This window comes from Methylobacterium sp. BI1 (genome assembly GCF_056680125.1).
Window position 1 is genome coordinate 4,230,518 of sequence record NZ_CM155267.1, and the last position, 23,335, is coordinate 4,253,852.

Consider the following 23,335-nt stretch of genomic DNA (forward strand, 5'->3'; position numbering starts at 1 on the left):
CGCTCCATGAAGATCGACGGCAAGCCCTATCGCACCATCTTCCCTGCCGCGGACGGCGCCTCCGTGGCGGTGATCGATCAGACCCGCCTGCCCTTCGCTTTCGAACTCAAGACGCTCGCGACCTTGGACGACGCCGCCGTCGCGATCCGCACCATGGTGGTACGCGGAGCCCCGCTCATCGGCGTCACCGCCGCCTACGGGCTCGCCCTCGGCCTGCGCGCGGATGCCTCGGAGACCGGGCTCGATCATGCCGTCGCGACGCTCGCCGCGACGCGGCCGACCGCGATCAACCTGCGCTGGGCCCTCGACCGTGTCGCCGCCAAACTCCGTACGGTCCCTGAGGGCGAACGGGCTGCCTTCGCCTACGCGGAAGCCGGCCACATCGCCGAAGAGGACGTGGAGAGCTGCCACGCCATCGGTGTCCATGGCGCGCAGGTCCTCGGCGATCTGCACCACCAGAAAGGCCGAACCATCAACGTGTTGACCCATTGTAACGCCGGCTGGCTCGCCACGGTGGATTGGGGAACGGCCCTCGCGCCGATCTACGTGGCGCATGATGCCGGCGTACCGGTCCACGTCTTTGTCGACGAGACCCGCCCGCGCAACCAGGGCGCGGCCCTCACGGCCTTCGAGCTCAACGCCCACGGGGTTCCACACACCGTCATCGCCGACAATGCCGGCGGGCATCTGATGCAGCACGGCAGCATCGACGTCTGCATCGTCGGCTCGGACCGGACCACGGCATCGGGCGACGTCTGCAACAAGATCGGCACCTATCTGAAGGCGCTGGCCGCCAGCGACAACCGGGTGCCGTTCTACGCCGCCCTGCCCTTCTCGACGATCGACTGGACCCTGGACGACGGCGTGCGGGAGATCCCGATCGAGGAGCGCGATGGACGGGAGGTCACGCATCTCACCGGGCGCTTGGCGGATGGCGGCTTCGCCACCGTGGAGGTGGTCTCGCCGGGGAGCCCCGTCGCGAACCCCGCTTTCGACGTCACGCCGGCGCGCCTCGTCACCGGTATCATCACCGAGCGCGGGGTCGCTTCGGCCGACGCCGAGGGGCTGCTCGGCCTCTATCCGGAGCGGCGCAAGGCCGCGTGACGCCTCAGACGTCGGGGGACCACTGCCAGAACACCGAACCGGTGAAGGCGAAGACCTTTTCGCCGCGCTGGTTCGTCCCGGTGTTCTGGTGGGTCGCGAGGCCCCAGCCGGGACGGGACGCCGTCTCGCGCTTGTCGATCAGGGTGCAGCTGTAACGGATGGTGTCGCCGGCATAGACCGGCGCGAGCCAGCGCATGTCGCGAAAGCCCGGCGAGGGGCCGAGCTGCGGGACCGGGCCGGTCTTCGCCGTATAGGCGATGTCACGGCCGCGGGTGATGTGGAGCCGCTTCATCCAGGCGGCGGCGGTGTGCCAACCCGAGGCACAGAGCGCTCCGAAATGGGTGTGCCGCGCGGCCTCGGGATCGAGGTGGAAGTCCTGAGGGTCGTAAGCCCGGGCGAAAGCCATGACGGCCTCCGGGGCGAAGTGGTGGCCACCCAGGTCCCGAACCGCACCGATGGGGGCTGCTTCGAGAAAGCAGAGCTGGTCGACGTCTTCGGACTCCGTGCACGGTCCGGTGTCCGTCACGGACACGGTCCGCGGTGGCAGGGGTGCCGCGCCGCGCCGGGGAAACATCACCGTAAAGATCTGGGTCATCACCGGCTCACCGTCGCCGTTCAGGACGGTCATGGCGAAGCCGACAAAGCCGCGATCCGGCTTGGTGTTCGAGGCCCGGCAGGTATCGACCCGAACCGAGACGCTGAGGCGGTCGCCCGGCAGCACCGGCCGGAGCCAGCGAAGCTCGTTGATTCCGGGCGAGCCCATTGAGGTCGCACCGCGGAAAACGTGCTCCTGCAGGAGGCGCATCCCGAACCCGGCGGTCTGCCAGCCGGAACCGATCAGCTGACCGACGAAGGTCGCCTTAGCGGCCTCCGCGTCGAGGTGGAACGCCTGCGGATCGAACTCCTGCGCGAACGCGATGATCTCGGCCTCCGTCACCGTCACCGGACCACCCTCGATCACCGTACCGGGCGTGAAATCCTCGAAGGTGATGCCGGTCATGCGGGCCCTCTCAAACGCTGCGAAGTAACTGGCAGGCGTGCACCCCAGTGCCGCGGGCGTGCGACCGCCCCCGCCCGCATGGGGTCAGTTGGCGAAGCGGAAATGCAGCACGTCGCCGTCCTGCACGACGTACTCCTTGCCCTCCAGGCGGAACTTGCCGGCCTCCTTGGCGCCGGCCTCGCCCTTCAGGCTCGTGTAGTCGTGGAAGGCGATGGTCTCGGCGCGAATGAAGCCTTTCTCGAAATCCGTATGGATCACGCCGGCGGCGGCGGGAGCGCGGGTACCCTTCTCGATGGTCCAGGCCCGGGCCTCCTTGGGGCCGACGGTGAAATAGGTGATGAGGCCGAGGAGTTCGTATCCGGCTCGGATGACGCGATTCAGGCCCGGCTCGGCTAGGCCGACCGCCTCCAGGAAGTCGCCCTGGTCGGCGAGGGGCATCACGGCGATCTCGCTCTCGATCTTGGCCGAGACCACCACGGCCTTGGCCCCTTCCGACTTGGCGCGAGCCATCACCGCGTCCGAGTAGGCGTTGCCCTTGTCGGCATCGCCCTCGTCAACGTTGCAGACGTAAAGGACGGGTTTCGCCGTCATCAGGCCGAGGCTCTGAAACAGACGCTCCTCCTCGGGCTTGCGCTGGACGAGGCGGGCGGGCTTACCCTCGCGTAGCAGGGGCAGCGCGCGCTGCACCAGATCGAGGGTCTCCTTGGCCTCTTTGTCCGCACCCTTGGCCTTCTTCTCCAGAGCGATGAGGCGCTTCTCGAGGCTGTCGAGGTCGGCGAGCATCAGCTCGGTCTCGATGGTCTCGATATCGGCGGCCGGGTCGACCTTGCCCTCGACATGGGTCACGTCACCGTCGGTGAAGCAGCGGACCACGTGCGCGATCGCGTCGACCTCGCGGATGTTGGCCAGGAACTGGTTTCCCAGGCCCTCCCCCTTCGAAGCGCCGCGCACGAGACCGGCAATATCGACGAAGGTCAGGCGGGTCGGAATAATCTCTTTCGAGGCCGCGATCCTGGCGAGATCGTCGAGGCGCGGATCCGGCACCGCCACCTCGCCGACATTCGGCTCGATAGTGCAGAATGGATAGTTCGCCGCCTGCGCCGCCGCGGTCTGCGTCAGCGCGTTGAAGAGGGTCGACTTGCCGACGTTCGGCAGGCCGACGATGCCGCATTTGAAGCCCATGGGTCACCTGTCCGTTCGCGGGTCCGCTGAAAGCCTGCCCGCGTGAAATCCGATGTGGCCGTCGCGGTCAATCGCGCGCGTTGACCTGCTTGACGTCGTCCCAGCCGCGCCCCGCCATGACGAGGTGGACCTTGTTCTGGAAGCTCGCATCCTCGCCGCCCGCCAACAGGGGCGCGTAATCAGCAACGGCCCGGCAGAGGTCATCGACCCAGGCCCCCTCCCCTTTGCCGAAATCATTCAGCACGTAGCCGTGCACCAGGGTCTTGTCGCCCGGATGCCCGATGCCGAGGCGAACCCGGCGATAGTCGTTGCCGCATTGCGCCGTGATCGAGCGCAGTCCGTTATGACCGGCATTGCCACCCCCTATCTTCACCCGCAGCTTAGCCGGGGCGAGGTCGAGTTCGTCGTGCAGCACGATCACGTCGGAGAGGGCGATCTTGTAGAAGCGCTGCGCTTCCTGCACCGCGCGCCCGGACTCGTTCATGAAGGTCTGCGGCTTCAACAGGATCGCCCGCTCGGAACCGAGGGCCAGCTCGGCGATCTCACCCTGGAACTTGCGTCGCCACGGCCCCGCGCGGTGCACGCGCGCGATCTCGTCCACCGCGAGGAAGCCGATGTTGTGGCGGTTCTTGGCGTAGCGGGAGCCGGGATTGCCGAGGCCAACGATCAGGCGCATGGCGCGAATCGATCCAGACAGATTCTCTTCGAGAGCCGCCGAGCGCGGCCCCGGAAACGGAGATGCCCCAGCCTAATGGCCGGGGCACCCGCAGGGATGGGGTGAGACAGGGCTTGCGCCCCCGCCTCAATCCTCCTTCTTCTCGTCTTCGGCGGCGTCCTCGGACGCCTCTTCCTCGGCCTTCTCCTCGGCAGCCTCGGCGGACTGTGCCTCGGCGATCGCGGCCTCCTCGGCCTCGACCTCGGCGCCGAGAACGGTCGGCGGCACGATGTTGGCCACGGTGGCGTCAGGCTCACCCGTGAAGGTGGCGCCGGCGGGCAGCTTCACGTCGGTGATGTGGATGGCATCGCCGATCTCGCGACCGGAAAGGTCGATTTCGATGGCGTCCGGGATCGCGTCCGGGGCAACCTCGAGGGGCAGCGTGTGAAGCACAACGTTGAGCGTGCCACCCTTCTGCTTGATGCCGGGGGCAGCATCCTCGTTCAGGAAGTGCACCGGGACCTCGACCGTGATCGACTGGCCGGCGACGACGCGCAGGAAGTCGACGTGGATCGGCACGCCGGACACGGGATCGAGGTGGAAGTCGCGCGGGATCGCGCGGGTCTTCTTGCCGCCGGCGTTGATCTCGAACAGGGTGGTCTTGAAGCCACCGGCGTAGATCAGCGTGCGGACGCGGACGAGGTCCACGGCGATGGATTGCGGGGCCTGACCGCCTCCGTAGATGACGGCGGGAACTTGACCCTGGCGACGAACGGCCCGGGCGGCCCCCTTGCCGACCCGGTCGCGTGCCACGGCCTCAAGCGTCTTGACTGCGCTCATGGCGTGATCCTTTTGAGAATGAAAACCTCGGGGAAACGCGAAAGGCCGCCCGAAACGGACGGCCATGCCCCGATCCCCGAAGCGCCCGTGCCTCCAAGGGTGTCTGGCGGGCGCTGGCGCGGCCTATACTAGCAAGCATCGCGCGGCGCAACCGAGACGTCTTTGAGACGACGTCGTGCCAAGCCCGAGAAATGCCCGTCAGCCATCTGACGAGGCGGAGCGGCGTCTGGATCAGCATCGGCTCAAGGGCTGCGCGGTATGCCGGTTGGGGGACCGGCTCAATCACCAAGCACGCCATACTCTCCGAGCGTTCGACGGTTGTGATGACTCGCCTTGTCTTTCAGAACGCCGGCACATGGCAGAAACGAAAGCGCTCCAAAGGGAGTCGTCCCATTGGAGCGCAGATCGGATTGATGCGGCTGAATTGCACGAAGCGGTCGTCCTACCGGACGGACGCATCGGCAGTCTCGGCAACGCTTCGCCGGGTGGAGGGCGTGCGCGGCGTCACGGAGGGCGTCGTCGTCAGTTCGGATGCCGGACGCACCGTAGCCGTGGCGCGAGCCTGTTCACGGTACAGCGGAGGGGTGAAGAAGGTACGGTCTCCGGCGGTCGCGGAGTTCGCAAGGCCGGCCGTAGCGAGGGTGGCGAGGATGAAGGTACGAACGGTCATCATAAAGATCCTTGGCTGTTCCCGGAGGGCGTGCCCCGTCCGGTGATCGGAATGTATTTGCACCGCACCATTATTCAAACAGATGTTTTCAATAGCAGATATCGATGAAATCAATGACAAAGAAGGAGCGTGGTGTGCCGTCGCTTGACACGGGGAAGTTGAGCGCCTCGGCATCGTGAGCCCAGTCGGTCCGCAGGACAGCGGGCTTACGCCTGGCGATGTCACCACCCACCGTGCAGGAACCGTTTGAAGCGATCCGGGCTGCCGTGATGCTGGCGCTGATGATGCCAATCACGAAAGTTGTGCTGGCTGAACCCTGGTTCGCCGCCTCGACGGGATCGCTTCAAACTCCGTAGGAGTGCAGTTTGGCGGCCTTGGGGGCAGAGAGGAAAGCGGCGGTAAGGAAGACGGCAAACGTGGTCCGAACAACCGCCTGGTCCAGGCCATCAGCCACTTCGAAACCATAAGGCGCAGTCGTTGCCTGCCAGACCTTTAGCTGGCCCCGGTGCCGACGGCTCGTTCACCCTCCCAACCTAGCGTGCGGGCTGGGAGAGACGGGATGCAATGACAAGACCGATCGTTTGGGCGCTTGGAGTGACAGCGGCGGCAGCGATCTGGGCTGTCGGTATCGCCGACCGGTTCCAGCGGACCGCTCCTCAGAATGCCGCGGTCGCGACGGCGCCGACAGAGCGTTCAACCGCAGCGGCAATCCGCAGTGGTCCAAGCACTATGACGCTCTTCGCCGATACGCAGGGCCACTTCTCAACCGACGTCGTGATTGGGGTGCAGCGCCTGCGCATGCTGGTCGATACCGGCGCGACGACCTGCGCCTTTACCTATGAGGATGCGGAGCGCGCCGGGCTGCGGGTGAACGAGCGCGACTTCCGCGTCCCGGTTCAGACCGCTAACGGCATCGTCATGGCAGCGCCGATCCGCATTCCCGAGATGCGGATCGGCACAATTAGCGTCCAGGGTGTCGACAGTATGGTGATGCCGCGGGGGCGCCTGTCCACCAGCCTTCTCGGCATGTCGTTCCTGAAACGCCTTAACGAATTCAGCATGAATGGCGGCCGTCTCTCTCTGCGCGGATGACGCCGTAACGCTGCGCGATCAGGCCTGGGAGTGAGCGGTAGAGCCCTCCGCGGTAGCCGCGTTCGGGACACCACGCAATGACAGATCAGAAGTGCCGTCAATTGCCCTGTCTGCCGACGGCCTTCAGCTGGTAGAGAGCCTCCAAGGCCTCGCGAGGCGTAAGCGCGTCGGGATCGATGGCATCAAGGGCGAGGCGCAGGGTATCATCGGGGGCTTCGGGGGCCGGCTCCGGCATCGGGGGCGGGGCGAGGTTGGCGAAAAGCGGGAGATCATCGATGCGCGGGCGGGACGGGCGATCACGCTCAGCCTTCTCCAAGTGCTTCAGGATTGATCCTGCCCGCGCGATGACGCCGGCCGGCAGCCCCGCGAGTCGGGCCACCTGAAGTCCGTAGGAGCGCTCGGCCACACCCGGAACCACTTCGTGCAGGAAGACGACCTCACCCTTGTGCTCGGCCACCCGGAGCGTCGCATTGTCGAGGTGGGACAAGCGCTGTCCGAGGGCCGTGAGCTCGTGGAAATGGGTCGCGAATAGGGCGCGACAGCCGTTCTGCTCGTGCAGGTGCTCCAGGCAGGCCCAAGCTATCGACAGGCCGTCGAAGGTGGCGGTGCCACGGCCGATCTCATCGAGGATCACGAGTGAGCGACGGGTCGCCTGGTTCAGGATCGCGGCAGTTTCGACCATTTCGACCATGAAGGTTGACTGACCACGGGCAAGGTCATCGGCCGCTCCGACCCGTGAGAACAAACGATCCACGAGGCCAAGGCGAACACGCGCGGCTGGTACGAAGGCGCCGATCTGCGCCAGCACGGCGATCAGCGCGTTCTGACGCAAAAAGGTTGACTTGCCGCCCATGTTCGGACCCGTGACGAGGCGAATGCGCCCGCGCCCCTCCCCCGACAGGTCGCAATCGTTCGCGATGAACGGAGCCCCGAAGTGAAGGAGTGCCGCCTCCACGACGGGATGGCGACCTCCTTCCACCAAGAAGGCGTAGCTGTCATCGACCAGAGGACGACGCCAGTCGCGCTCCACCGCGAGTTCGGCGTGCGAAGTGGCCACATCGAGCCGCGCGAGAGCTTCGGCCACCCCCGCAATCGCGTTTGCCTGCGCCATGACGAGCTCGACGAGGGCATTGAACACGCCGCTCTCAAGGGCAAGAGCCCGGTCGGACGCGCCCGAGATCCGGCTTTCGAGCTGGCCGAGTTCGACACTGGTGAAGCGCATCGCATCAACCATGGTCTGGCGATGAATGAAGGTCTCGCGCATCACACCCTTAAGGCAGGCCTCCCCTACCCCCTGTGGCACCTCGATGTAGTAGCCGAGCATATTGTTGTGCTTGATCCGAAGGGTGCGGCAGCCAGTCTCCTCGGCGTAACGCGCCTGCAACGCGGCGATGACCTTCCGTGAGTCCTGACCGAGCAATCGGCTCTCATCGATCTCAGGCTCATAGCCAGCGCGTACGAAGCCCCCGTCCTGTCGCTTCAGGGGTAAGTCCTCGGCCAGAGCGGCGCGAAGTTCGGATACCAGCGTGCAATCGACGGCGCCTAGGTATGTCGCGACGGACACGAGATCCTGCGGTAGGCGCGCCAGGCTTCCGCAACGATCGGCGAGAACCTGCGCCGCGTCGAGACCGTCGCGTAGAGCCGCGAGATCTCGTGGGCCGCCCCGTCCGAGAGCAAGGCGTGAGAGGGCCCGCGCGAGGTCCGGTGCTCGCGCGAGGCTGTCGCGGAAGGCGGCGCGGGTGGGGGTATCATCGACCAGAAACTCTACCGCCGCCTGGCGGTGGCGAATGGCGTCGAGGTCAGTCAGGGGGCCAGCGAGGTGCTCAGCGAGAAGGCGGGCTCCGCCCGCGGAGACGGTCCGGTCGATAGCATCCAGCAGGCTTCCCTTGCGCTCGCCGGATAGGGTTCGGGTCAGTTCGAGATTGGCGCGGGTGGAGGCGTCGATGGCGAGAGTCGCGGAAGTACTCTCTCGGGTCGGCGGCGAAAGGGTCGGCCGCGCGCCGATCTGCGTGCGTTCAATGTACAGCAGCGCCGCCCCTGCGGCGGCGATCTCGGCCCGACCGAATTGACCAAAACCATCCAGGGTCGAGACGCCGAACTGCGCCTTGATCCGGCGCTCGGCCGCGGATCGTTCGAGTTCCGCTTGGGCCAACGGCGTGATGGGGGCCGAACAGTCGCGCCACAACCGGGCGAGTGCCGGATCGGCGTGAAGGGTTTCCGACACCACGATCTCGCGCGGCTCATACCGGGCGATTGCAGAGCCAAGCTCGGGTGACAGTACCTCGCTCAGAGAGAAGCGTCCCGTCGAGATGTCGACAGAGGCAAGTCCGTAGACGAAGGCCGCATCCCCTGCCTTGCGACGGGCGATCGCCAGCAGGATGTTGGCACGGGTCGGGTCGAGGAGGCGATCCTCGGTAATCGTGCCGGGCGTAACCAGCCGGACCACCTCACGTCGAACGACGGATTTTGGACCACGCTTTTTCGCTTCGGCGGGATCTTCCGTTTGCGCGCAGACCGCAACACGATGGCCGAGTGCTATGAGACGGCTGAGGTAATCGTCGGCGCGATCCACCGGAACGCCGCACATCGGGATGTCCGCTCCCCCGTGCTTTCCGCGCTTGGTGAGCACGATCCCTAAGGCGCGGGATGCGATCTCGGCATCCTCGAAGAACAGCTCGTAGAAATCACCCATCCGATAAAAGAGAAGGCAATCGGTGTTGGCTGCCTTGATCTCGATATACTGCGCCATCATCGGCGTGGCGCCAGCCGTCTCGAGGACTGTCGCACTGGTCGTGTAATCTGAGGGAGCGGAACCCGTCTTGGCGACGGAGCGGGCGATACGCTGTGACATAAGCTCAGCATAGCAGAGCGGCTGTCGGAGAATCAGAGTGGGGATGCGTCTCGCCTGGGGAGAAGCCGGCAAACGCATGGGTTGGGAATGAGGAAAGGGCCGACGTGCCTGGCACGTCGACCCTTGGACCGATCGGACTCTGGCGGCCGAGGTTGACGATCAGTAGCGCGGGCCGCCCGTGGTATTGCCCTTCTGCTGCTGGTAACCGGGCTGCGACGGATTACGGGAGTTCGGATCGCTCATCATCCGCGAGCGCGGCATGCGGTGCATGCGGCGATGGTGTCGATGATGGCGCATTCCGCGGTGGTGACGGCGATAAGCTGCCTGATCCACGGTCTGCTCGCCAGCGACGGCGACGGCAGGCGCCGGCATTACGGGAGCGGCCGACGCAGACGTCAGTCCGATGGCGCCGAGCAGAGTGCTGGCGGCCAGAGCGATCGCAAGTTTCGTCATGAGTTCCATCTTCCGTCAACGCGCCCGATGCGCATCCAGCCAACAAGTCCTTCGAAGTGAATCCGTTCCCATTGCTGCGCATCGCCAGTGCGACTCATTCAGACGTTTTATTGGAATGGAAAAGAGGAGAGGACCGGCATGTGGATAAGGCGAACGGTCCGTCATAGGCGTATCGTTCATTGGCTATGGGGACAGGTCGGTTTACAGCAGTTGACCACCGTGCGGGACCATCCACGCTGAACACGTTGTTCGAGTGCGCTACGATCGATTCTGCGGAATATCAAGAATGCACTGCAGCGTTGCATAACCGATATAAGATAGAACAGCTTGCTTAAACGATTCGCTGGAAGACGGACTGTAATAGGAGCTATCAATGTCATGGACCGTTCACTGGAGCGAAGCGGTCGAACCGGGGTTATCTGAGGAGGATATCAGCCCGCACGTTTACTTAGCGCTACGAGGCAAAGAGGAGGCCATGGAGGTCGCGCGTGATTTTCTGGAAAAAGGTCGGATTGTCTGGTCGATACGGCGGGATCACGGAATTTTGGAGATGGATCGACATCGCATCTTCCATCACTTCAATCCGCTCACTTCGTAGCTGAACGGATCAAATCCCTCGCGCCCTGCCCCATCTTCCGCGAGGGCTGGCACGCATGTCGAACGACGCGAAACTCCGACTATCAGGTGAGTGCGGCGTACCATCGCGCTCTATCATTGCGAGGGGGAGAAGAACTCAGAATGCGTTGGTGCGGCGGGTGATTTCGGCCAGGACGGTGCGCACGAGGATCTGGAGGTCGAGGCGCAGGCTCTGGTTCTCGATGTACCAGAGGTCGAGGGCGGCACGGCGCTGCATGTCGGCCAGGGTGGGGGTGGGACCGCGCGAGCCGTTGATCTGGGCCCAGCCGGTGATGCCGGGCCGGACGGCGAAGCGGTGGCGGTAGGTCGGGATCTCGGCGCCGTAGTAGAGGTCATGGGCCAGGGCGTGGGGGCGCGGCCCGACCAGGGCCATGTCGCCCTGCAGCACGTTGAGGAGCTGGGGCAGCTCGTCGATGCTGGTCCGGCGCAGCAGGGCGCCGACGCGGGTCACGCGGGCATCGCCACGGGTGGCCTGGTGCACCACCGCCCCGTCGTCCAGCACGCGCATGGTGCGGAACTTGTAGATCTGGAACGGATGCCCGTCCTTGCCGGTGCGGGTCTGGCGGAAGAGCACGGGGCCCTTGCTGTCGAGGCGTACCAGGAGGGCGACCAGGACCAGGAGGGGGGCGACCAGGAACAGGGCCAGGGCGGCCAGGGTCTGGTCCAGGGCGGGGCGCAGGGCCGTCAGGCTCAGGCGGGTCAGGCCGGGACGGGATGGGGTCAGCGCGGTCGAGGTGGCGCCGACGGCAAGGCCCTTCCGAGCAGAAGTGGTGTCCATCGTGACAGTGCCCTCAGGATAAGCAGACATCGATTCCGATCAGCCCGCGGCGCTGAAGCGAAACGAGACACGTCCATCCGATTCGGGAGATAGGTACGATTTCAGAACGGATCAGGCGCACGAACTGAACCAAAGTTCCTGTAAACCATATCTAATCATTACGACAAACAGAAGGCAAAGACATGCAGTAAAACACAAAATTATCAGCTTCTTGGCGGGCAAATTGAAACATATTTCGATCTTTACGGCCTTATACTCGGGAAAGTTGGCAGAAATGCGAATCAAACCCGTGAAAGCCCATATAGGTAGGCAGGCAGTATACGCTGAGATCTAAGATTCGAAAGTGCGCCGGATTGCCGGTCTTCATGCTCGGGAGAATGCACTTTCGAAGGGCAGCTGTCGTAGCCAAGTCGGCGCGTCTCTACCGATCTGAGATCAGAACCCTTTTCTTGGCCTTCACTTTACTAGAAACCTCATGCGGCCAAGCTTGAGATGGCGACGCTTGTCTAAGATCGGCGCGCAGGAAAATTCAACCCGCCTCGACTCGGCTCACGGGCGTTTACGGAAGCGGAATGACGGCTCCGATGTCCTGGCCGCGCGGCTACGGCATGTCCGACTTATCTGAAATTCGGCACGTCCACGCAGCATCGAATTATCGACAACTGCACTATTGGAGCCTTGCGCAATTTCGGGCGCGTCCAACTCTGCCCCACGAAACGCATTTGCATAAAATTGCCAGGCTTAAGCCTGCGACACCGACAATTCTGGTCACAGAGAAAGCCTTCAACACTCGTGGAAAATGAACTGAAAACTCTTTCGCGTTCAAATGAGTGAGTTCTGTCTCAATCGAACTCAGCAGAAAGAAGCCTACGCGTTGATCGGCGCAGGTTGGGTGCAAGGTTTCTCGAGAGTCTGACACTACCACCAACCGTTCAGGGGCCGGCCCGGTCGCGGAGTCCATAGGTCGGAGTCGCCGAAACCGGCGGGCGGGCGTTCAGCCGTTGCACGCACGGCCGGACCTTCGGAATTCACTTCCCGGATCCGCGTACGCCGCGCTTCGGCCATAGGTTTGGAAGCCGCTGTCAAGGCTGGGCCAGTTCGCGCCGTGACCGCGGGCTTTTTCTGCGCAGAGCGCCGAGCCTCTTGAGATTTACCGTCCGTTCCGCGCGCGACCAAGGGGCTCCCGGGGCTCAATCCCAGGGCGATCTTCATGCGTGAGTCGTACCCGTACAAATCGGGGAGGGTCCGTACTGCGCCGACCTCGTCCACTGACGTGGTGAAGTAGGTGAGATGTACCGGAAGCTTTTCACTCAAGCGGATCTGACGCTCGCCCTTCCCGATCAACTTCTTCAGGCGCTCGCTTGACCAGGCTTCCGGCAAGACGGCGTCGGCGAACCGGAAGGGATCTTCGACGCGCACACAGCCATGGCTCAAAGCACGGTGAGCCGATGAGAAAAGCGTCCGATTCGGCGTATCGTGCAGGTAGACTGCATGATTGTTCGGGAACATGAACTTGATGAACCCGAGGGCGTTGCGCTCCCCCGGAGGCTGACGCACCGATACGTTGCCGTTGCGATAGACCACTTCGTAGCCCCGGCGGGCCGCGTAGTTGGGATCTCGAGCGAGTCCCGGCAGGAACTCGTTTTTCAGGATCGAAGGTGGGACGTTCCAGGACGGATTGACGACCGCGTATTCCATCATTCCCGAGAAGATCGGTGTCGGTGATTCCGTTTTTCCGACGATCACGCGTGCCTCATCGCGTTGGCGCCCGTCCCGTACCACCCGCAGGCGGAACTCCGGGATGTTGACCATGACATAGTCCCGTCCGAGATCGGACGGGAGCCAGCGCCAGCGCTCCATGTTCACGATGAGCGCAGCTTCTGCGTCGTCGGTGCGGGCTGTGGCGTCGGATCGGGCCAGAGCAGACACAGTTTGCGGGGTCAAAATGCCATTCGGAGGCAGACCTCGCGCTCGCTGGAAGGCCGTCACGGCCGCCACCACGCCGGAATCGTAGGATTCCGGATTGCCCGGTCCGGCATCGAGGGTTCCGGCCGTCCGACTTTCGAGGCTGAAATGTCCGCGCAGGGCTGGAACGCGCGGATCTGTCATACCGAGCTTGAGCACTGGCCCCGGCGCTAACTGCAAGCTCGCCACAGATGAAATCTGACCGTGTCCGCGCAGCATCGCTAGGCGAGCCTTCAGGGCTACATAACCCGGCTGTGCCGGATTATAGCCCTGCAACAACGATCCGGCCGCCGTGCCGCCGGAGGCAATGCGGGCGAGGACGGCCTCCGGTGCCGGCAGGTCGAGAACCGGAGTGATCAGGCGCGACAGGCTTGCAAGATTGACGCGCCCACCCCGTGCATCCCGTGCATACAGCACGATGGCCGCGGAGAGCTTCAGCTCCGCGTCTGCGACTTGCGCTTCGGTGACAGCCTGAGTTCCAAGAACCGGTACGGGATAGGCCGATGCCGCGAGACCGTCTTCGGCGGCGGACGTCAAGCGGGCAGCAGCAGCTTTCGCCGCAGGCGTCAGCGCTCCATCGATGATCCAGACCGGTTTGAAGGCGCCTATGGCGTAGAACGCCTGGATAGCCTCGCGATCCTTCGTCGAGAGCCGAGCCAGAAGTGGCCTGGAATCGGAGAGCCGAGCGGCGATCGCGGCGGCCTGTGGATCTGTTGGCAGGGGTGACGGTGCTGCGACTTCGTTTGCGGAAGGCGTTCCCGGAGAGGCTACGCTCGCGTCCGATCCAGCGGCCGGGGCCGCCGCGATTGGACTCGTGCCGGTAGCGGACAGATCGGCCTTGGCCGCCTCGGGTGAATGCGGATCGACCGAAGCGTTCCGCGTCACTGGGGCAGCGGAGGATGCCTCCGGTCCCTGCGCGTGTGGCGTCTGAAGTTGAGGGCTCTGAGCGTCGGATGCCCGGACCTCTTGCTTCCGTTCGTCGGTGACCTGGGCCTGGGCCCCATAACCCACACAGCCCACCAGCAGAGCGGACAGCGCGACGGAGGCGGAGTGCGAAACGCCCATGATGGCAACTCCTCGGGGCCGACCATACTGGTCGTTGGCAGTAGGATAATCGGATCAGCCAGGCGCGTGCGCAATCGCACGGTCGCCGATGCCAGGCCTCAGGCGGCAGCTTCGTCGACCTTGTCCTCTTCTGCGAGACCAAGATCCTTGAGCTTACGGTAGAGGGTAGATCGACCAATTCCGAGGCGGCGTGAAACCTCCGACATTCGACCCCGATAAAACTGAAGGGCAAAGCGAATGATCTCTGCCTCCAAAGCATCCATCGTCTTCATCTCGCCCGTCTCTTCCGCGACAAGGCTCATGGCATGCGGGTCGCGCACTTCCACCCGCACGATTTCCCGCACGGGCTCCGGCGCACCGCCCAGCACCATCGGCTGGATCGGGGCGGCGGGAATGCGGACGTCGAAGCCTTCGACCTGCGCAGCGATCTGCGGAAACTCGGAGACGGTGAGTTCGTCACCGTCCGCGAGCACCACCGCGCGGAACAGGGCATTTTCCAGCTGGCGTACATTACCCGGCCAGCCATACCGTGTCAGGAGCGCCATCGCCTCTGGGGTGATGGCCCTGACTTTCTTGCCTTCCTCGGCCGCAAACCGCGCGCAGAAGGAGCGGACCAGATCAGGAACGTCCTCCCGGCGAGCGCGCAGCGGCGGTAGCGTCATGGGAAAAACGTTAAGCCGATAATACAGGTCCTCGCGGAAGCGGCCCTGCTTCACGAGGTCGAGGAGCGACCGATTGGTCGCAGAGATCAGACGGATGTCCACCCGCACGCTGCGCTTACCGCCGACCGGATCGACTTCGCCTTCCTGCAGGGCGCGCAGGAGCTTCACCTGTGCGTCGAGGGGCAGTTCGCCGATCTCGTCGAGGAAGAGCGTTCCCCCCGAGGCTTCAACGAACTTGCCGACGTGTCGCTCCGTGGCACCCGTAAAGGCGCCCTTCTCGTGGCCGAACAGAGTGGACTCGACGAGATTGTCGGGGATTGCGCCGCAATTGACCGTCACGAAGGCCTTGCCGCGGCGATCTCCGGACCCCTGAATCGCCCGGGCCAGCACCTCCTTGCCGACGCCGGACTCCCCTTCGATAAGCACCGGGATGTTCGATCTGGCCGAGCGCTCGGCGAGGCGGATTACCCGCTCCATATCTGGGCTGCGTGATGTCAGATCCTTGAAAGTCAACGCGCCCGAGGCGCGCCGGCGCATACGGCGGACCTCTTCCTCGAGCTGATCGACCTTCAGGGCGTTCTTAATCGAGACCTGCAGACGCTCGGCCCCGGCTGGCTTGACCACGAAATCCGTAGCGCCGGCACGCATCGCCGTGACGACGGCGTCGATCGAGCCGTTGGAGGTCTGCACGATCACCGGCACATCCAGCCCGGTCCTGCGCATCTCGGACATGACCCCGAGTCCATCCAAGCCGCCGGGCATGACGAGGTCGAGGAGTACCACGTCGATCGCATCGCCGGCACGCAACGCTTCGAGGCCCTGCTCGCCGTTTTCGGCCACCCGCGCCTCGAAGCCCAGGCGCCGGACCATGGTTTCGGCGAGGCGGCGCTGCACGGGATCATCGTCGACGATGAGGACCGTTGTCGACATGGAGCAGCCTCGCTGTTCGCAAGCGACCGGCAGCCGGCGACGCGAGGGTCGTCCGGGCGCCATCGTCGCCGGCGTGTTTCGTTTCGAACCGTAGGGTGCCCCAAGAGCGTAAAGCCGCGCTTAACGACGATCCGACTTTTCCAAAGCGAGGGATCCCGGAACTGACATCCCGTTTCGCACACGCGCTGACAAACCGTCTCGGTCTTCAAGATTCTCATGAAGTCGGATTGATCGAAGGGCGTCTGCACTCGATATCACCGCGCACGGCACTCACCGGGCCGATAGGGAACCTGACCATCATGCCGAGCCGATCCGTCGCCACTGCCAGTCGTTCGGGCATCGTCGCGAATGCGGAAGGGGCCAGCGCGGCCAGAGCTGCCGCGCACGCGGCCGATCTGGGGGCGCTGCCGGAATGGGACCTCACGGATCTGTATGCCGGGATCGATTCTCCCGACTTCTCGGCTGATCTAGTCCGCGCCGAGATGGATTGTGCCCGGTTTTCCGAGCGCTACGCCGGTCACCTCGCGGAGGTGGCGACTACACCGAATGCTTCGGTTCAACTGGCCGAGGCGATCGCGGCATACGAAGGTATCGAGGATCTGCTCGGCCGCCTGATGTCGTTCGCGGGCTTGGTCTATTCCGGCGACACCACAGACGAACTGAGGGAAAAATTTTATGGCGACACGCAGGAGCGTTTGACTACCGCTTCCAGCCACCTGCTGTTCTTCGCCCTCGAACTGAATCGTATCCCGGACGTGGCGATGGACCGGACCATGGCGGATGGGCCGCTCCTCCACTATGCGCCTTGGCTGGAAGATCTACGGCGCGAGAAGCCGTTTCAGCTCGACGACCGCGCCGAGAAGTTATTCTTGGAGAAGTCCGTTACTGGGCGTGCGGCCTGGAATCGCCTCTTCGATGGAACGATCGCAGCACTTCGGTTCCCTGTGCAGGGCGAGCAACTCACCTTGGAGCCGACTCTGAACAAACTGCAGGATCCGGATGGCGCCGTTCGGAAGGAAGCTGCTGGAGCTCTCAGCGAAGTCTTCCGTGCGAATCTGCGCACCTTCACACTAATCACCAACACGCTTGCCAAGGACAAGGAGATTTCTGACCGCTGGCGCGGCTTCAAGGATGTCGCGGATGCGCGTCATTTGTCGAACCGCGTCGAGCCCGAGGTGGTCGCCGCGATGGTGGAAGCTGTCCAGGCCGCCTATCCGCGGCTGTCGCACCGCTATTACCGCCTGAAGGCTAAGTGGTTCGGTGTCGAGAGGCTTCCTTACTGGGATCGAAACGCTCCGCTCCCCAAGGTCGATCAGCGTACCATCCCTTGGAGCGAAGCGCGCGATACCGTTCTGGATGCCTACCAGGCGTTCTCCCCCCGGATGGCGGACATCGCCCGGACGTTCTTCGACCGCAACTGGATCGATGCCCCGACCCGACCGGGTAAGGCGCCCGGCGCCTTTGCGCATCCGACCGTACCCTCCGTCCACCCCTATGTCCTGGTCAACTACCAGGGCAAGCCCCGGGACGTGATGACGCTCGCGCACGAGCTTGGGCACGGCGTGCATCAGGTCCTCGCCGGGCCGAACGGGGCCCTGATGGCGCCGACACCGCTGACGCTTGCCGAGACCGCCAGCGTCTTCGGCGAGATGCTGACATTTCGCCGCCTCCTGGCCGCTACCGCGAACTCGAGTCAGCGCCGCGCCATGCTGGCTGCGAAAGTTGAGGACATGATCAACACGGTCGTGCGCCAGATCGCGTTCTACGCCTTCGAGCGCAAGGTCCACCTCGCCCGGGCGCAGGGTGAGCTGACTGCAGAGCAGATCAATAGCCTCTGGATGTCAGTCCAAGCGGAAAGCCTCGGTCCAGCGATCGCACTCGACGCGGGCTATGAGCCGTTCTGGGCCTATATCCCGCACTTCATCCATTCACCGTTCTACGTCTACGCTTATGCGTTCGGCGACTGTTTGGTAAACTCGCTCTACGGTGTCTACGCCAAGGCCGAAGACGGGTTCGTCGAGCGTTATTTCGCCCTCCTGTCGGCTGGTGGTGCCAAGCCCTACGGCGAACTTCTCGCACCGTTCGGCCTCGACGCTCGCGACCCGAGCTTCTGGCAAATCGGTCTCTCAATGATCGAGGGCATGATCGCCGAACTGGAATCGATGGAGACTGCGTGAACACCCGGTGATGTGAGCGATCTAGTAGAGATTCCTTCCGTTGTGAATTCCAGACAACGGAAGGCAAATCTTTATCAATCGCGCACACCCAGCGGCTTGGTCTAGCAAATCCGCCCTTTGGCGTCGCGCACAAGACTCGAAGAAGCGGCGTCCGAAGCTGTGGGGGTGATCCGCGACCTCGGCGCCGGTCCGTTCAGTGAAGGCTGACCGACGCGCTGCTGCCGCGACGATTGGACGGACGCGGGATTGTCGAACCGCGACCCATGAGCCCGCTGCCCTGGCAGGGCGGCCCGTTCCACTTATTTCCGAGATAGCTTTCCTCGACGAGTTGATTGATCCCGATGGCCGACACCGATCGTGAAGCCAACCGCTTCTCCGCCCGCGCCAGCCGCTACGCCCGCGTTGGCGCGAATGTCGGCGGGGTGGCGGCACGCATGGCCGGCGCGAAATTGTTCGGCGGAAAGGAGGCGCCGACCAACGCTGCAGCCTTGGCGCAAGCACTGGGCGGGCTTAAGGGGCCGATCATGAAGGTGGCGCAGCTGCTCGCCACGGTTCCGGATCTGCTGCCGCCGGAATACGCCACCGAGCTTCAGAAGCTCCAGGCCGATGCGCCTCCGATGGGGGCTGCTTTCGTGAAGCGTCGCATGATGGCCGAGCTCGGGACCGATTGGCAGCGTTGTTTCCAAAGTTTTGACTTGAAACCAGCCGCGGCCGCCTCCCTTGGGCAGGTTCACCGCGCGACCTCCCTGGACGGTACATACCTCGCCTGCAAGCTCCAGTACCCGGACATGCAGTCGGCGGTAGAGGCGGACCTCAAGCAGCTTGAGGTCGCCTTCGCGCTGCATCGCCGAATGTCGTCATGGCTCGACACCCGCGAGATTGCCAAGGAGATCGGCGCCCGGGTACGGGAGGAACTCGATTACGAGCGCGAGGCCAAGCATGCCGTGCTTTACGGCAACGTCCTGCGCGACGTCGACGCGGTACGGGTCCCGACCATCCACAAGGATCTTTCGACCAAGCGGCTTCTAACCCTCGGCTGGCTCGACGGCGAACGGATCCTCGATTTCGCCGAGGCTCCGGTCGAGATCCGAAACCGGCTGGCCCAATCGATGTTCAAGGCCTGGTGGCATCCCTTCAGCCGTGCCGCGGTCATTCACGGCGATCCGCACCTCGGCAACTACACGGTCTTTTCGGAAGAAGGCGAAGCCCAGGGCATTAACCTGCTCGACTACGGCTGCGTCCGCATCTTTCACCCGCGCTTCGTCGGTGGCGTCGTCGACCTCTATCGGGGGCTACTCACCAACGACAATGCCCGCATCGTCCACGCCTACGAAACCTGGGGGTTCAAGAACCTGAACAAGGAGCTCGTCGAGATCCTGAACATCTGGGCGCGCTTTATTTATGGGCCGATTCTAGAGGACCGTACGCGAACCGTAGCCGACGGGGTCAAACCGGGTGAGTATGGGCGGCGGCAAGCCTTCGAGGTCCATCAGGCTCTCAAGGCACGAGGTCCTGTCACGATCCCGCAGGAATTCGTGTTCATGGACCGGGCAGCCGTGGGCCTCGGTGCCGTGTTCCTGCACCTCCGGTCAGAGCTGAACTATCATAGGTTGTTCGAGGCCGAGATCGACCGCTTCTCCCTCTCCGATCTTGAAGCGCGGCAGGGCGCGGCACTCACGACGGTCGGACTGGCGTTGCCGGCTTGAAAGCGTGGCCATAAAAAGCCGTTCGAGGCGAATACGCGGCGTGCATGTCGATTGCGAGCGACCATGGCTTGCGCTAAATCCCCTTGGAACAAATCAAGATGATGCCCAAGGGGACGCCCACAAGATGGCCGATACCAAGACCGTGTCCGGCGCGCATTACAGCCCGGCAATGGATGAGAAGACCCACGAGCAGACCTATCGCGGCTTCGTTCGATTCGTAGAAATCGGCACCGGAGTCGTGCTGTGCTGGGTTCTGGCCCTGGCAGTCGGCGGTATCCGCGAGGCGTGGCTGACCGCGATCTTCGGCGTGATCCTGTCCGGTATCGCCGGTGCCGTCGGAGCTCTCGCGCCTGCGATCGGCTGGAAGGCCCCCCTGGCCGTCGGCATCCTGTTGGCGTTGTATCTCGCCTTCGCCTGATTTCTCTAGAACCACAATTTGACTGATTTGCGGGTCGCCTTCGGGCCGTCCTTTAAGGAGCATTCCTGCATGCGCATCGCTGTATTATCGGAAACTGATCCCGCGGAGCCGCGGGTCGCGGCGGTGCCAGAAACGGTCAAGAAATTCATCGGACTCGGGGCCGATGTGACCGTGGAATCCGGAGCAGGCCTTAAGGCCGGCGTTCCGGACTCCGAGTATGAAGCCGCCGGTGCTTCGATCGCCGGTTCGGCTGCAGATGCGGCCGGCTCGGCCGATCTTATCCTGAAGGTGCGGCGCCCGTCCTCGGACGAGATCGGCCTCTTCAAGCGCGGCGCCAGCGTCATCGCGATCATGGATCCCTATGGGCACGAGGCCGAGCTCGGTGCGATGGCGGAAGCCGGACTCGACACCTTTGCAATGGAGTTGATGCCCCGCATCACCCGCGCGCAGGTCATGGATGTGCTGTCGTCGCAGGCGAATCTCGCTGGCTACCGCGCCGTCGTCGACGGCGCGGCCGAGTATGGCCGTGCAATGCCGATGATGATGACCGCCGCAGGTACCGTTCCGGCCGCCCGCGTCTTCGTCATGGGCGTCGGCGTCGCCGGCCTCCAGGCCATCGCCACGGCACGCCGCATGGGCGCGGTCGTTACCGCCACCGACGTGCGTCCCGCTACCAAGGAGCAAGTCGAATCGCTCGGTGCGAAGTTCGTCGCTGTCGAGGACGAGGAGTTCAAGCAGGCCGAAACCTCCGGTGGCTACGCCAAGGAGATGTCAGCGGAGTACAAGAAAAAGCAGGCCGACCTCGTTACCACCCACATCGCCAAGCAGGACATCGTCATCACGACGGCACTGATCCCAGGGCGGCCCGCCCCGCAACTCGTGTCCGAGGCGATGGTCGCTTCAATGAAGCCGGGCTCGGTTCTCGTTGACTTGGCCGTCGAGCGTGGTGGGAATGTCGAAGGGGCCAAGGCTGGAGAGGTCGTCACGACCGAGAAGGGCGTGAAGATCGTCGGCCACCTTAACGTGCCGGGCCGCCTCGCGGCTACGGCCTCAAGCCTCTACGCTCGCAACCTCTACGCTTTCGTCGAGACGCTGATCGACAAGGAGGCGAAGACCCTGGCGGTCAAGTGGGACGATGAGCTTGTTAAGGCGACCAACCTGACCCGCGACGGTCAGGTGTCGCATCCCTCGTTCCAGACCAAATCCTGATCCCGCCGGAGGACACGATGGCTACGCTTCCCCCCGATCAGGCCGCCGAGCAGGCGCGCGCCGCCGCTGCCGCGGCCCGAACCGCTGCCGATATTGCGCAGCAGCACGCGCTTCAGGCGCAGAAATATGCAGACGGTCTCGGCCACGGCCTCAGCGCCGTGACGCACGGCGCCGTCGACCCGACGGTCTTCCAGCTCGCGATCTTCGTGCTGGCGATCTTCGTCGGTTACTACGTGGTCTGGTCCGTGACACCGGCCCTGCACACTCCCCTGATGTCCGTTACGAATGCGATCTCGTCCGTTATCATCGTCGGCGCCCTTCTTGCCGCCGGCGTACCTTACGTCGAGCACGGAACCGGCTGGGCTCGCTTCTTTGGGTTCGTCGGTATCATCCTCGCCAGCGTGAACATCTTCGGCGGGTTCCTCGTCACCCAGCGCATGCTCGGCATGTACAAGAAGAAGGCCTGAGACATGTCCCAGAACGTCTCATCCCTTCTCTACATCGTCTCCGGCGTCTTGTTCATCATGGCGCTGCGGGGGCTGTCGCACCCGACCACGTCGCGGCAGGGCAACCTGTACGGCATGATCGGCATGGGCCTCGCCATGCTGACCACCCTGGTCGGCCATCCGCCGGCCGGTCTCGGCGCCTGGATCATCGTGATCCTGGGCCTCGCCATCGGCGGCGGTGCCGGCGCCGTCATCGCCAAGCGCGTGCCGATGACGGCGATGCCGCAACTCGTAGCCGCCTTCCACTCCCTCGTCGGCCTAGCCGCCGTGATGGGTGCGGCTGCGACTCTCTATGCCCCGCAGGCAGTGGGCATCCTCGAGAACGGCCACATCCACAAGGAGTCGCTGTTCGAGATGGCACTCGGGGTCGCCATCGGCGCCATCACCTTCACAGGTTCAGTCATCGCATTCGCCAAGCTCGACGGGCGCATGTCCGGCAAGCCGATCATGCTGCCCCAGCGCCACCTCATCAATATCGGCCTCGGCATCGCCCTGGTGGTGCTCATCGCCATCTTCATCGGCAGCGAGAGCAAGGCGATCTTCTGGCTCATCGTCGTGCTGTCCTTCGTGCTCGGCGGCCTGCTCATCATCCCGATCGGCGGCGCAGACATGCCTGTCGTCGTCTCGATGCTGAACTCCTATTCGGGCTGGGCGGCGGCCGGCATCGGCTTCACCCTGGGCAACCTCGCGCTTATCATCACGGGCGCCCTAGTCGGCTCCTCGGGCGCCATTCTGTCCTACATCATGTGTAAGGCGATGAACCGGTCATTCTTCTCGGTCATCCTCGGCGGCTTCGGCGGGGATACCGCTGCGGCAGCCGGGGGCGCGGTGGAGACCCGTCCGGTCAAGCAGGGCTCGGCCGACGACGCCGCCTACATCATGAAGAACGCCGAGCGCGTGATCATCGTGCCGGGCTACGGCATGGCGGTCGCCCAGGCCCAGCACAGCCTTCGCGAGATGGTCGACATGCTCAAGAAGGAGGGTGTGGACGTGAAGTACGCGATCCACCCCGTCGCCGGCCGTATGCCCGGCCACATGAACGTGCTGCTCGCCGAGGCGAACGTGCCCTACGATGAGGTCTTTGAACTCGAGGACATCAACGGCGAGTTCCCGCAGGCAGACGTGGCGTTCGTGATTGGCGCCAACGACGTCACCAACCCCGCCGCGAAGACGGACAAGGCCTCGCCGATCTACGGCATGCCAATCCTCGACGTGGAGAAAGCCAAGACCGTTCTGTTCATCAAGCGCGGCATGGGCTCCGGTTACGCGGGCGTCGAAAACGAAGTGTTCTTCCGCGACAACACGATGATGTTGTTCGGCGACGCCAAGAAGGTGGTCGACAGCATCCTCAAGAACCTCTGACGCGTCCGCGGGCGACGGCCCGCCATTCGTTAACTCGAGGGGGCCGGCGCTTATTCGTCGGCCCCTTTGTCGTT

19 protein-coding genes are annotated in these 23,335 nt (G+C 64.1%); 9 read left to right on the top strand and 10 right to left on the bottom strand.

The genetic code is table 11. The features are described from left to right. Nucleotides 1-6: 6 nt before the first annotated feature. On the top strand, nt 7-1,104 hold the full coding sequence (gene mtnA / locus AC1MGR_RS20000; protein ID WP_480232689.1) for an S-methyl-5-thioribose-1-phosphate isomerase: 1,098 nt from the start codon (nt 7-9) through the stop codon (nt 1,102-1,104). Between the two features lie 4 nt (nt 1,105-1,108). On the opposite strand, the gene AC1MGR_RS20005 is transcribed toward mtnA, so the two are convergent. The 5 genes from AC1MGR_RS20005 to AC1MGR_RS20025 form a co-directional block, all read right to left on the bottom strand. Then, the gene (locus AC1MGR_RS20005; RefSeq protein ID WP_480232690.1) at nt 1,109-2,104 is read right to left on the bottom strand and encodes a MaoC family dehydratase; all 996 of its coding nucleotides are present in this window, start codon (nt 2,102-2,104) and stop codon (nt 1,109-1,111) included. A gap of 84 nt (nt 2,105-2,188) precedes the next feature. Continuing rightward, entirely contained in the window at nt 2,189-3,286 is a 1,098-nt protein-coding gene (gene ychF / locus AC1MGR_RS20010) for a redox-regulated ATPase YchF (protein WP_480232691.1), read from the bottom strand. Nucleotides 3,287-3,353: 67 nt separating this feature from the next. Beyond that, the gene (pth, locus tag AC1MGR_RS20015; protein WP_480232692.1) at nt 3,354-3,962 is read right to left on the bottom strand and encodes an aminoacyl-tRNA hydrolase; all 609 of its coding nucleotides are present in this window, start codon (nt 3,960-3,962) and stop codon (nt 3,354-3,356) included. A gap of 126 nt (nt 3,963-4,088) precedes the next feature. Continuing rightward, nucleotides 4,089-4,781 (bottom strand): 50S ribosomal protein L25/general stress protein Ctc, encoded by a 693-nt coding sequence (locus AC1MGR_RS20020; protein ID WP_108034142.1) that lies wholly within the window; start codon nt 4,779-4,781, stop codon nt 4,089-4,091. 758 nt (nt 4,782-5,539) lie between these two features. Beyond that, nucleotides 5,540-5,746, bottom strand: a complete 207-nt coding sequence (locus AC1MGR_RS20025; RefSeq protein WP_480232693.1) for a hypothetical protein — start codon at nt 5,744-5,746, stop codon at nt 5,540-5,542. 434 nt (nt 5,747-6,180) lie between these two features. Here AC1MGR_RS20025 and AC1MGR_RS20030 point away from each other — a divergent pair, with 434 nt between their 5' ends. Next, entirely contained in the window at nt 6,181-6,543 is a 363-nt protein-coding gene (locus AC1MGR_RS20030; RefSeq protein WP_480232694.1) for a retropepsin-like aspartic protease family protein, read from the top strand. A gap of 97 nt (nt 6,544-6,640) precedes the next feature. Here AC1MGR_RS20030 and mutS read toward each other — a convergent pair whose 3' ends face one another. Then, a complete protein-coding gene (gene mutS, locus AC1MGR_RS20035; RefSeq protein ID WP_480232695.1) occupies nt 6,641-9,295 on the bottom strand; it encodes a DNA mismatch repair protein MutS in 2,655 nt (884 codons plus the stop codon). 258 nt (nt 9,296-9,553) lie between these two features. Beyond that, nucleotides 9,554-9,847 carry a hypothetical protein gene (locus tag AC1MGR_RS20040; RefSeq protein WP_108034436.1) on the bottom strand — a complete coding sequence of 98 codons (294 nt, stop codon included), beginning with the start codon at nt 9,845-9,847 and terminating at the stop codon, nt 9,554-9,556. Nucleotides 9,848-10,220: 373 nt separating this feature from the next. Between AC1MGR_RS20040 and AC1MGR_RS20045 the strand changes: the two genes are divergently transcribed. After that, a complete protein-coding gene (locus tag AC1MGR_RS20045; protein WP_146180425.1) occupies nt 10,221-10,445 on the top strand; it encodes a hypothetical protein in 225 nt (74 codons plus the stop codon). 135 nt (nt 10,446-10,580) lie between these two features. Here AC1MGR_RS20045 and AC1MGR_RS20050 read toward each other — a convergent pair whose 3' ends face one another. From AC1MGR_RS20050 to AC1MGR_RS20060, 3 genes are all read right to left on the bottom strand, one after another. After that, a complete protein-coding gene (locus tag AC1MGR_RS20050; protein ID WP_480232696.1) occupies nt 10,581-11,261 on the bottom strand; it encodes a sugar transferase in 681 nt (226 codons plus the stop codon). Between the two features lie 918 nt (nt 11,262-12,179). Beyond that, nucleotides 12,180-14,291: a L,D-transpeptidase family protein gene (locus AC1MGR_RS20055; RefSeq protein ID WP_480232697.1), complete on the bottom strand. Its 2,112-nt coding sequence runs from the start codon at nt 14,289-14,291 to the stop codon at nt 12,180-12,182. Nucleotides 14,292-14,389: 98 nt separating this feature from the next. After that, nucleotides 14,390-15,883 carry a sigma-54-dependent transcriptional regulator gene (locus tag AC1MGR_RS20060; RefSeq protein ID WP_480232698.1) on the bottom strand — a complete coding sequence of 498 codons (1,494 nt, stop codon included), beginning with the start codon at nt 15,881-15,883 and terminating at the stop codon, nt 14,390-14,392. A 299-nt stretch (nt 15,884-16,182) separates the two neighbouring features. Between AC1MGR_RS20060 and AC1MGR_RS20065 the strand changes: the two genes are divergently transcribed. The 6 genes from AC1MGR_RS20065 (at nt 16,183) to AC1MGR_RS20090 (ending at nt 23,261) form a co-directional block, all read left to right on the top strand. Then, nucleotides 16,183-18,060, top strand: a complete 1,878-nt coding sequence (locus AC1MGR_RS20065) for a M3 family oligoendopeptidase (protein ID WP_480232699.1) — start codon at nt 16,183-16,185, stop codon at nt 18,058-18,060. A 341-nt stretch (nt 18,061-18,401) separates the two neighbouring features. After that, complete coding sequence (locus AC1MGR_RS20070) at nt 18,402-19,766, top strand: ABC1 kinase family protein (RefSeq protein WP_480232700.1); 1,365 nt, start codon at nt 18,402-18,404, stop codon at nt 19,764-19,766. 124 nt (nt 19,767-19,890) lie between these two features. After that, the gene (locus AC1MGR_RS20075) at nt 19,891-20,184 is read left to right on the top strand and encodes an aa3-type cytochrome c oxidase subunit IV (protein ID WP_056219345.1); all 294 of its coding nucleotides are present in this window, start codon (nt 19,891-19,893) and stop codon (nt 20,182-20,184) included. Between the two features lie 69 nt (nt 20,185-20,253). Next, nucleotides 20,254-21,393: a Re/Si-specific NAD(P)(+) transhydrogenase subunit alpha gene (locus AC1MGR_RS20080; protein WP_480232701.1), complete on the top strand. Its 1,140-nt coding sequence runs from the start codon at nt 20,254-20,256 to the stop codon at nt 21,391-21,393. Nucleotides 21,394-21,410: 17 nt separating this feature from the next. Beyond that, nucleotides 21,411-21,860, top strand: a complete 450-nt coding sequence (locus AC1MGR_RS20085; protein WP_108035050.1) for a proton-translocating transhydrogenase family protein — start codon at nt 21,411-21,413, stop codon at nt 21,858-21,860. A 3-nt stretch (nt 21,861-21,863) separates the two neighbouring features. Next, entirely contained in the window at nt 21,864-23,261 is a 1,398-nt protein-coding gene (locus AC1MGR_RS20090) for an NAD(P)(+) transhydrogenase (Re/Si-specific) subunit beta (protein ID WP_108035049.1), read from the top strand. Nucleotides 23,262-23,335: the final 74 nt, after the last annotated feature.

Coding starts and splice junctions, on each gene's coding strand:
- AC1MGR_RS20070 (WP_480232700.1), top strand. CDS start 18,402: ATGGCCGACACCGATCGTGAAGCCAACCGCTTCTCCGCCCGCGCCAGC.
- AC1MGR_RS20050 (WP_480232696.1), bottom strand. CDS start 11,261: ATGGACACCACTTCTGCTCGGAAGGGCCTTGCCGTCGGCGCCACCTCG.
- pth (WP_480232692.1), bottom strand. CDS start 3,962: ATGCGCCTGATCGTTGGCCTCGGCAATCCCGGCTCCCGCTACGCCAAG.
- AC1MGR_RS20020 (WP_108034142.1), bottom strand. CDS start 4,781: ATGAGCGCAGTCAAGACGCTTGAGGCCGTGGCACGCGACCGGGTCGGC.
- AC1MGR_RS20055 (WP_480232697.1), bottom strand. CDS start 14,291: ATGGGCGTTTCGCACTCCGCCTCCGTCGCGCTGTCCGCTCTGCTGGTG.
- AC1MGR_RS20085 (WP_108035050.1), top strand. CDS start 21,411: ATGGCTACGCTTCCCCCCGATCAGGCCGCCGAGCAGGCGCGCGCCGCC.
- AC1MGR_RS20045 (WP_146180425.1), top strand. CDS start 10,221: ATGTCATGGACCGTTCACTGGAGCGAAGCGGTCGAACCGGGGTTATCT.
- AC1MGR_RS20075 (WP_056219345.1), top strand. CDS start 19,891: ATGGCCGATACCAAGACCGTGTCCGGCGCGCATTACAGCCCGGCAATG.
- AC1MGR_RS20090 (WP_108035049.1), top strand. CDS start 21,864: ATGTCCCAGAACGTCTCATCCCTTCTCTACATCGTCTCCGGCGTCTTG.
- mtnA (WP_480232689.1), top strand. CDS start 7: ATGAAGATCGACGGCAAGCCCTATCGCACCATCTTCCCTGCCGCGGAC.
- AC1MGR_RS20005 (WP_480232690.1), bottom strand. CDS start 2,104: ATGACCGGCATCACCTTCGAGGATTTCACGCCCGGTACGGTGATCGAG.
- mutS (WP_480232695.1), bottom strand. CDS start 9,295: ATGATGGCGCAGTATATCGAGATCAAGGCAGCCAACACCGATTGCCTT.
- AC1MGR_RS20060 (WP_480232698.1), bottom strand. CDS start 15,883: ATGTCGACAACGGTCCTCATCGTCGACGATGATCCCGTGCAGCGCCGC.
- AC1MGR_RS20065 (WP_480232699.1), top strand. CDS start 16,183: ATGCCGAGCCGATCCGTCGCCACTGCCAGTCGTTCGGGCATCGTCGCG.
- ychF (WP_480232691.1), bottom strand. CDS start 3,286: ATGGGCTTCAAATGCGGCATCGTCGGCCTGCCGAACGTCGGCAAGTCG.
- AC1MGR_RS20040 (WP_108034436.1), bottom strand. CDS start 9,847: ATGACGAAACTTGCGATCGCTCTGGCCGCCAGCACTCTGCTCGGCGCC.
- AC1MGR_RS20030 (WP_480232694.1), top strand. CDS start 6,181: ATGACGCTCTTCGCCGATACGCAGGGCCACTTCTCAACCGACGTCGTG.
- AC1MGR_RS20080 (WP_480232701.1), top strand. CDS start 20,254: ATGCGCATCGCTGTATTATCGGAAACTGATCCCGCGGAGCCGCGGGTC.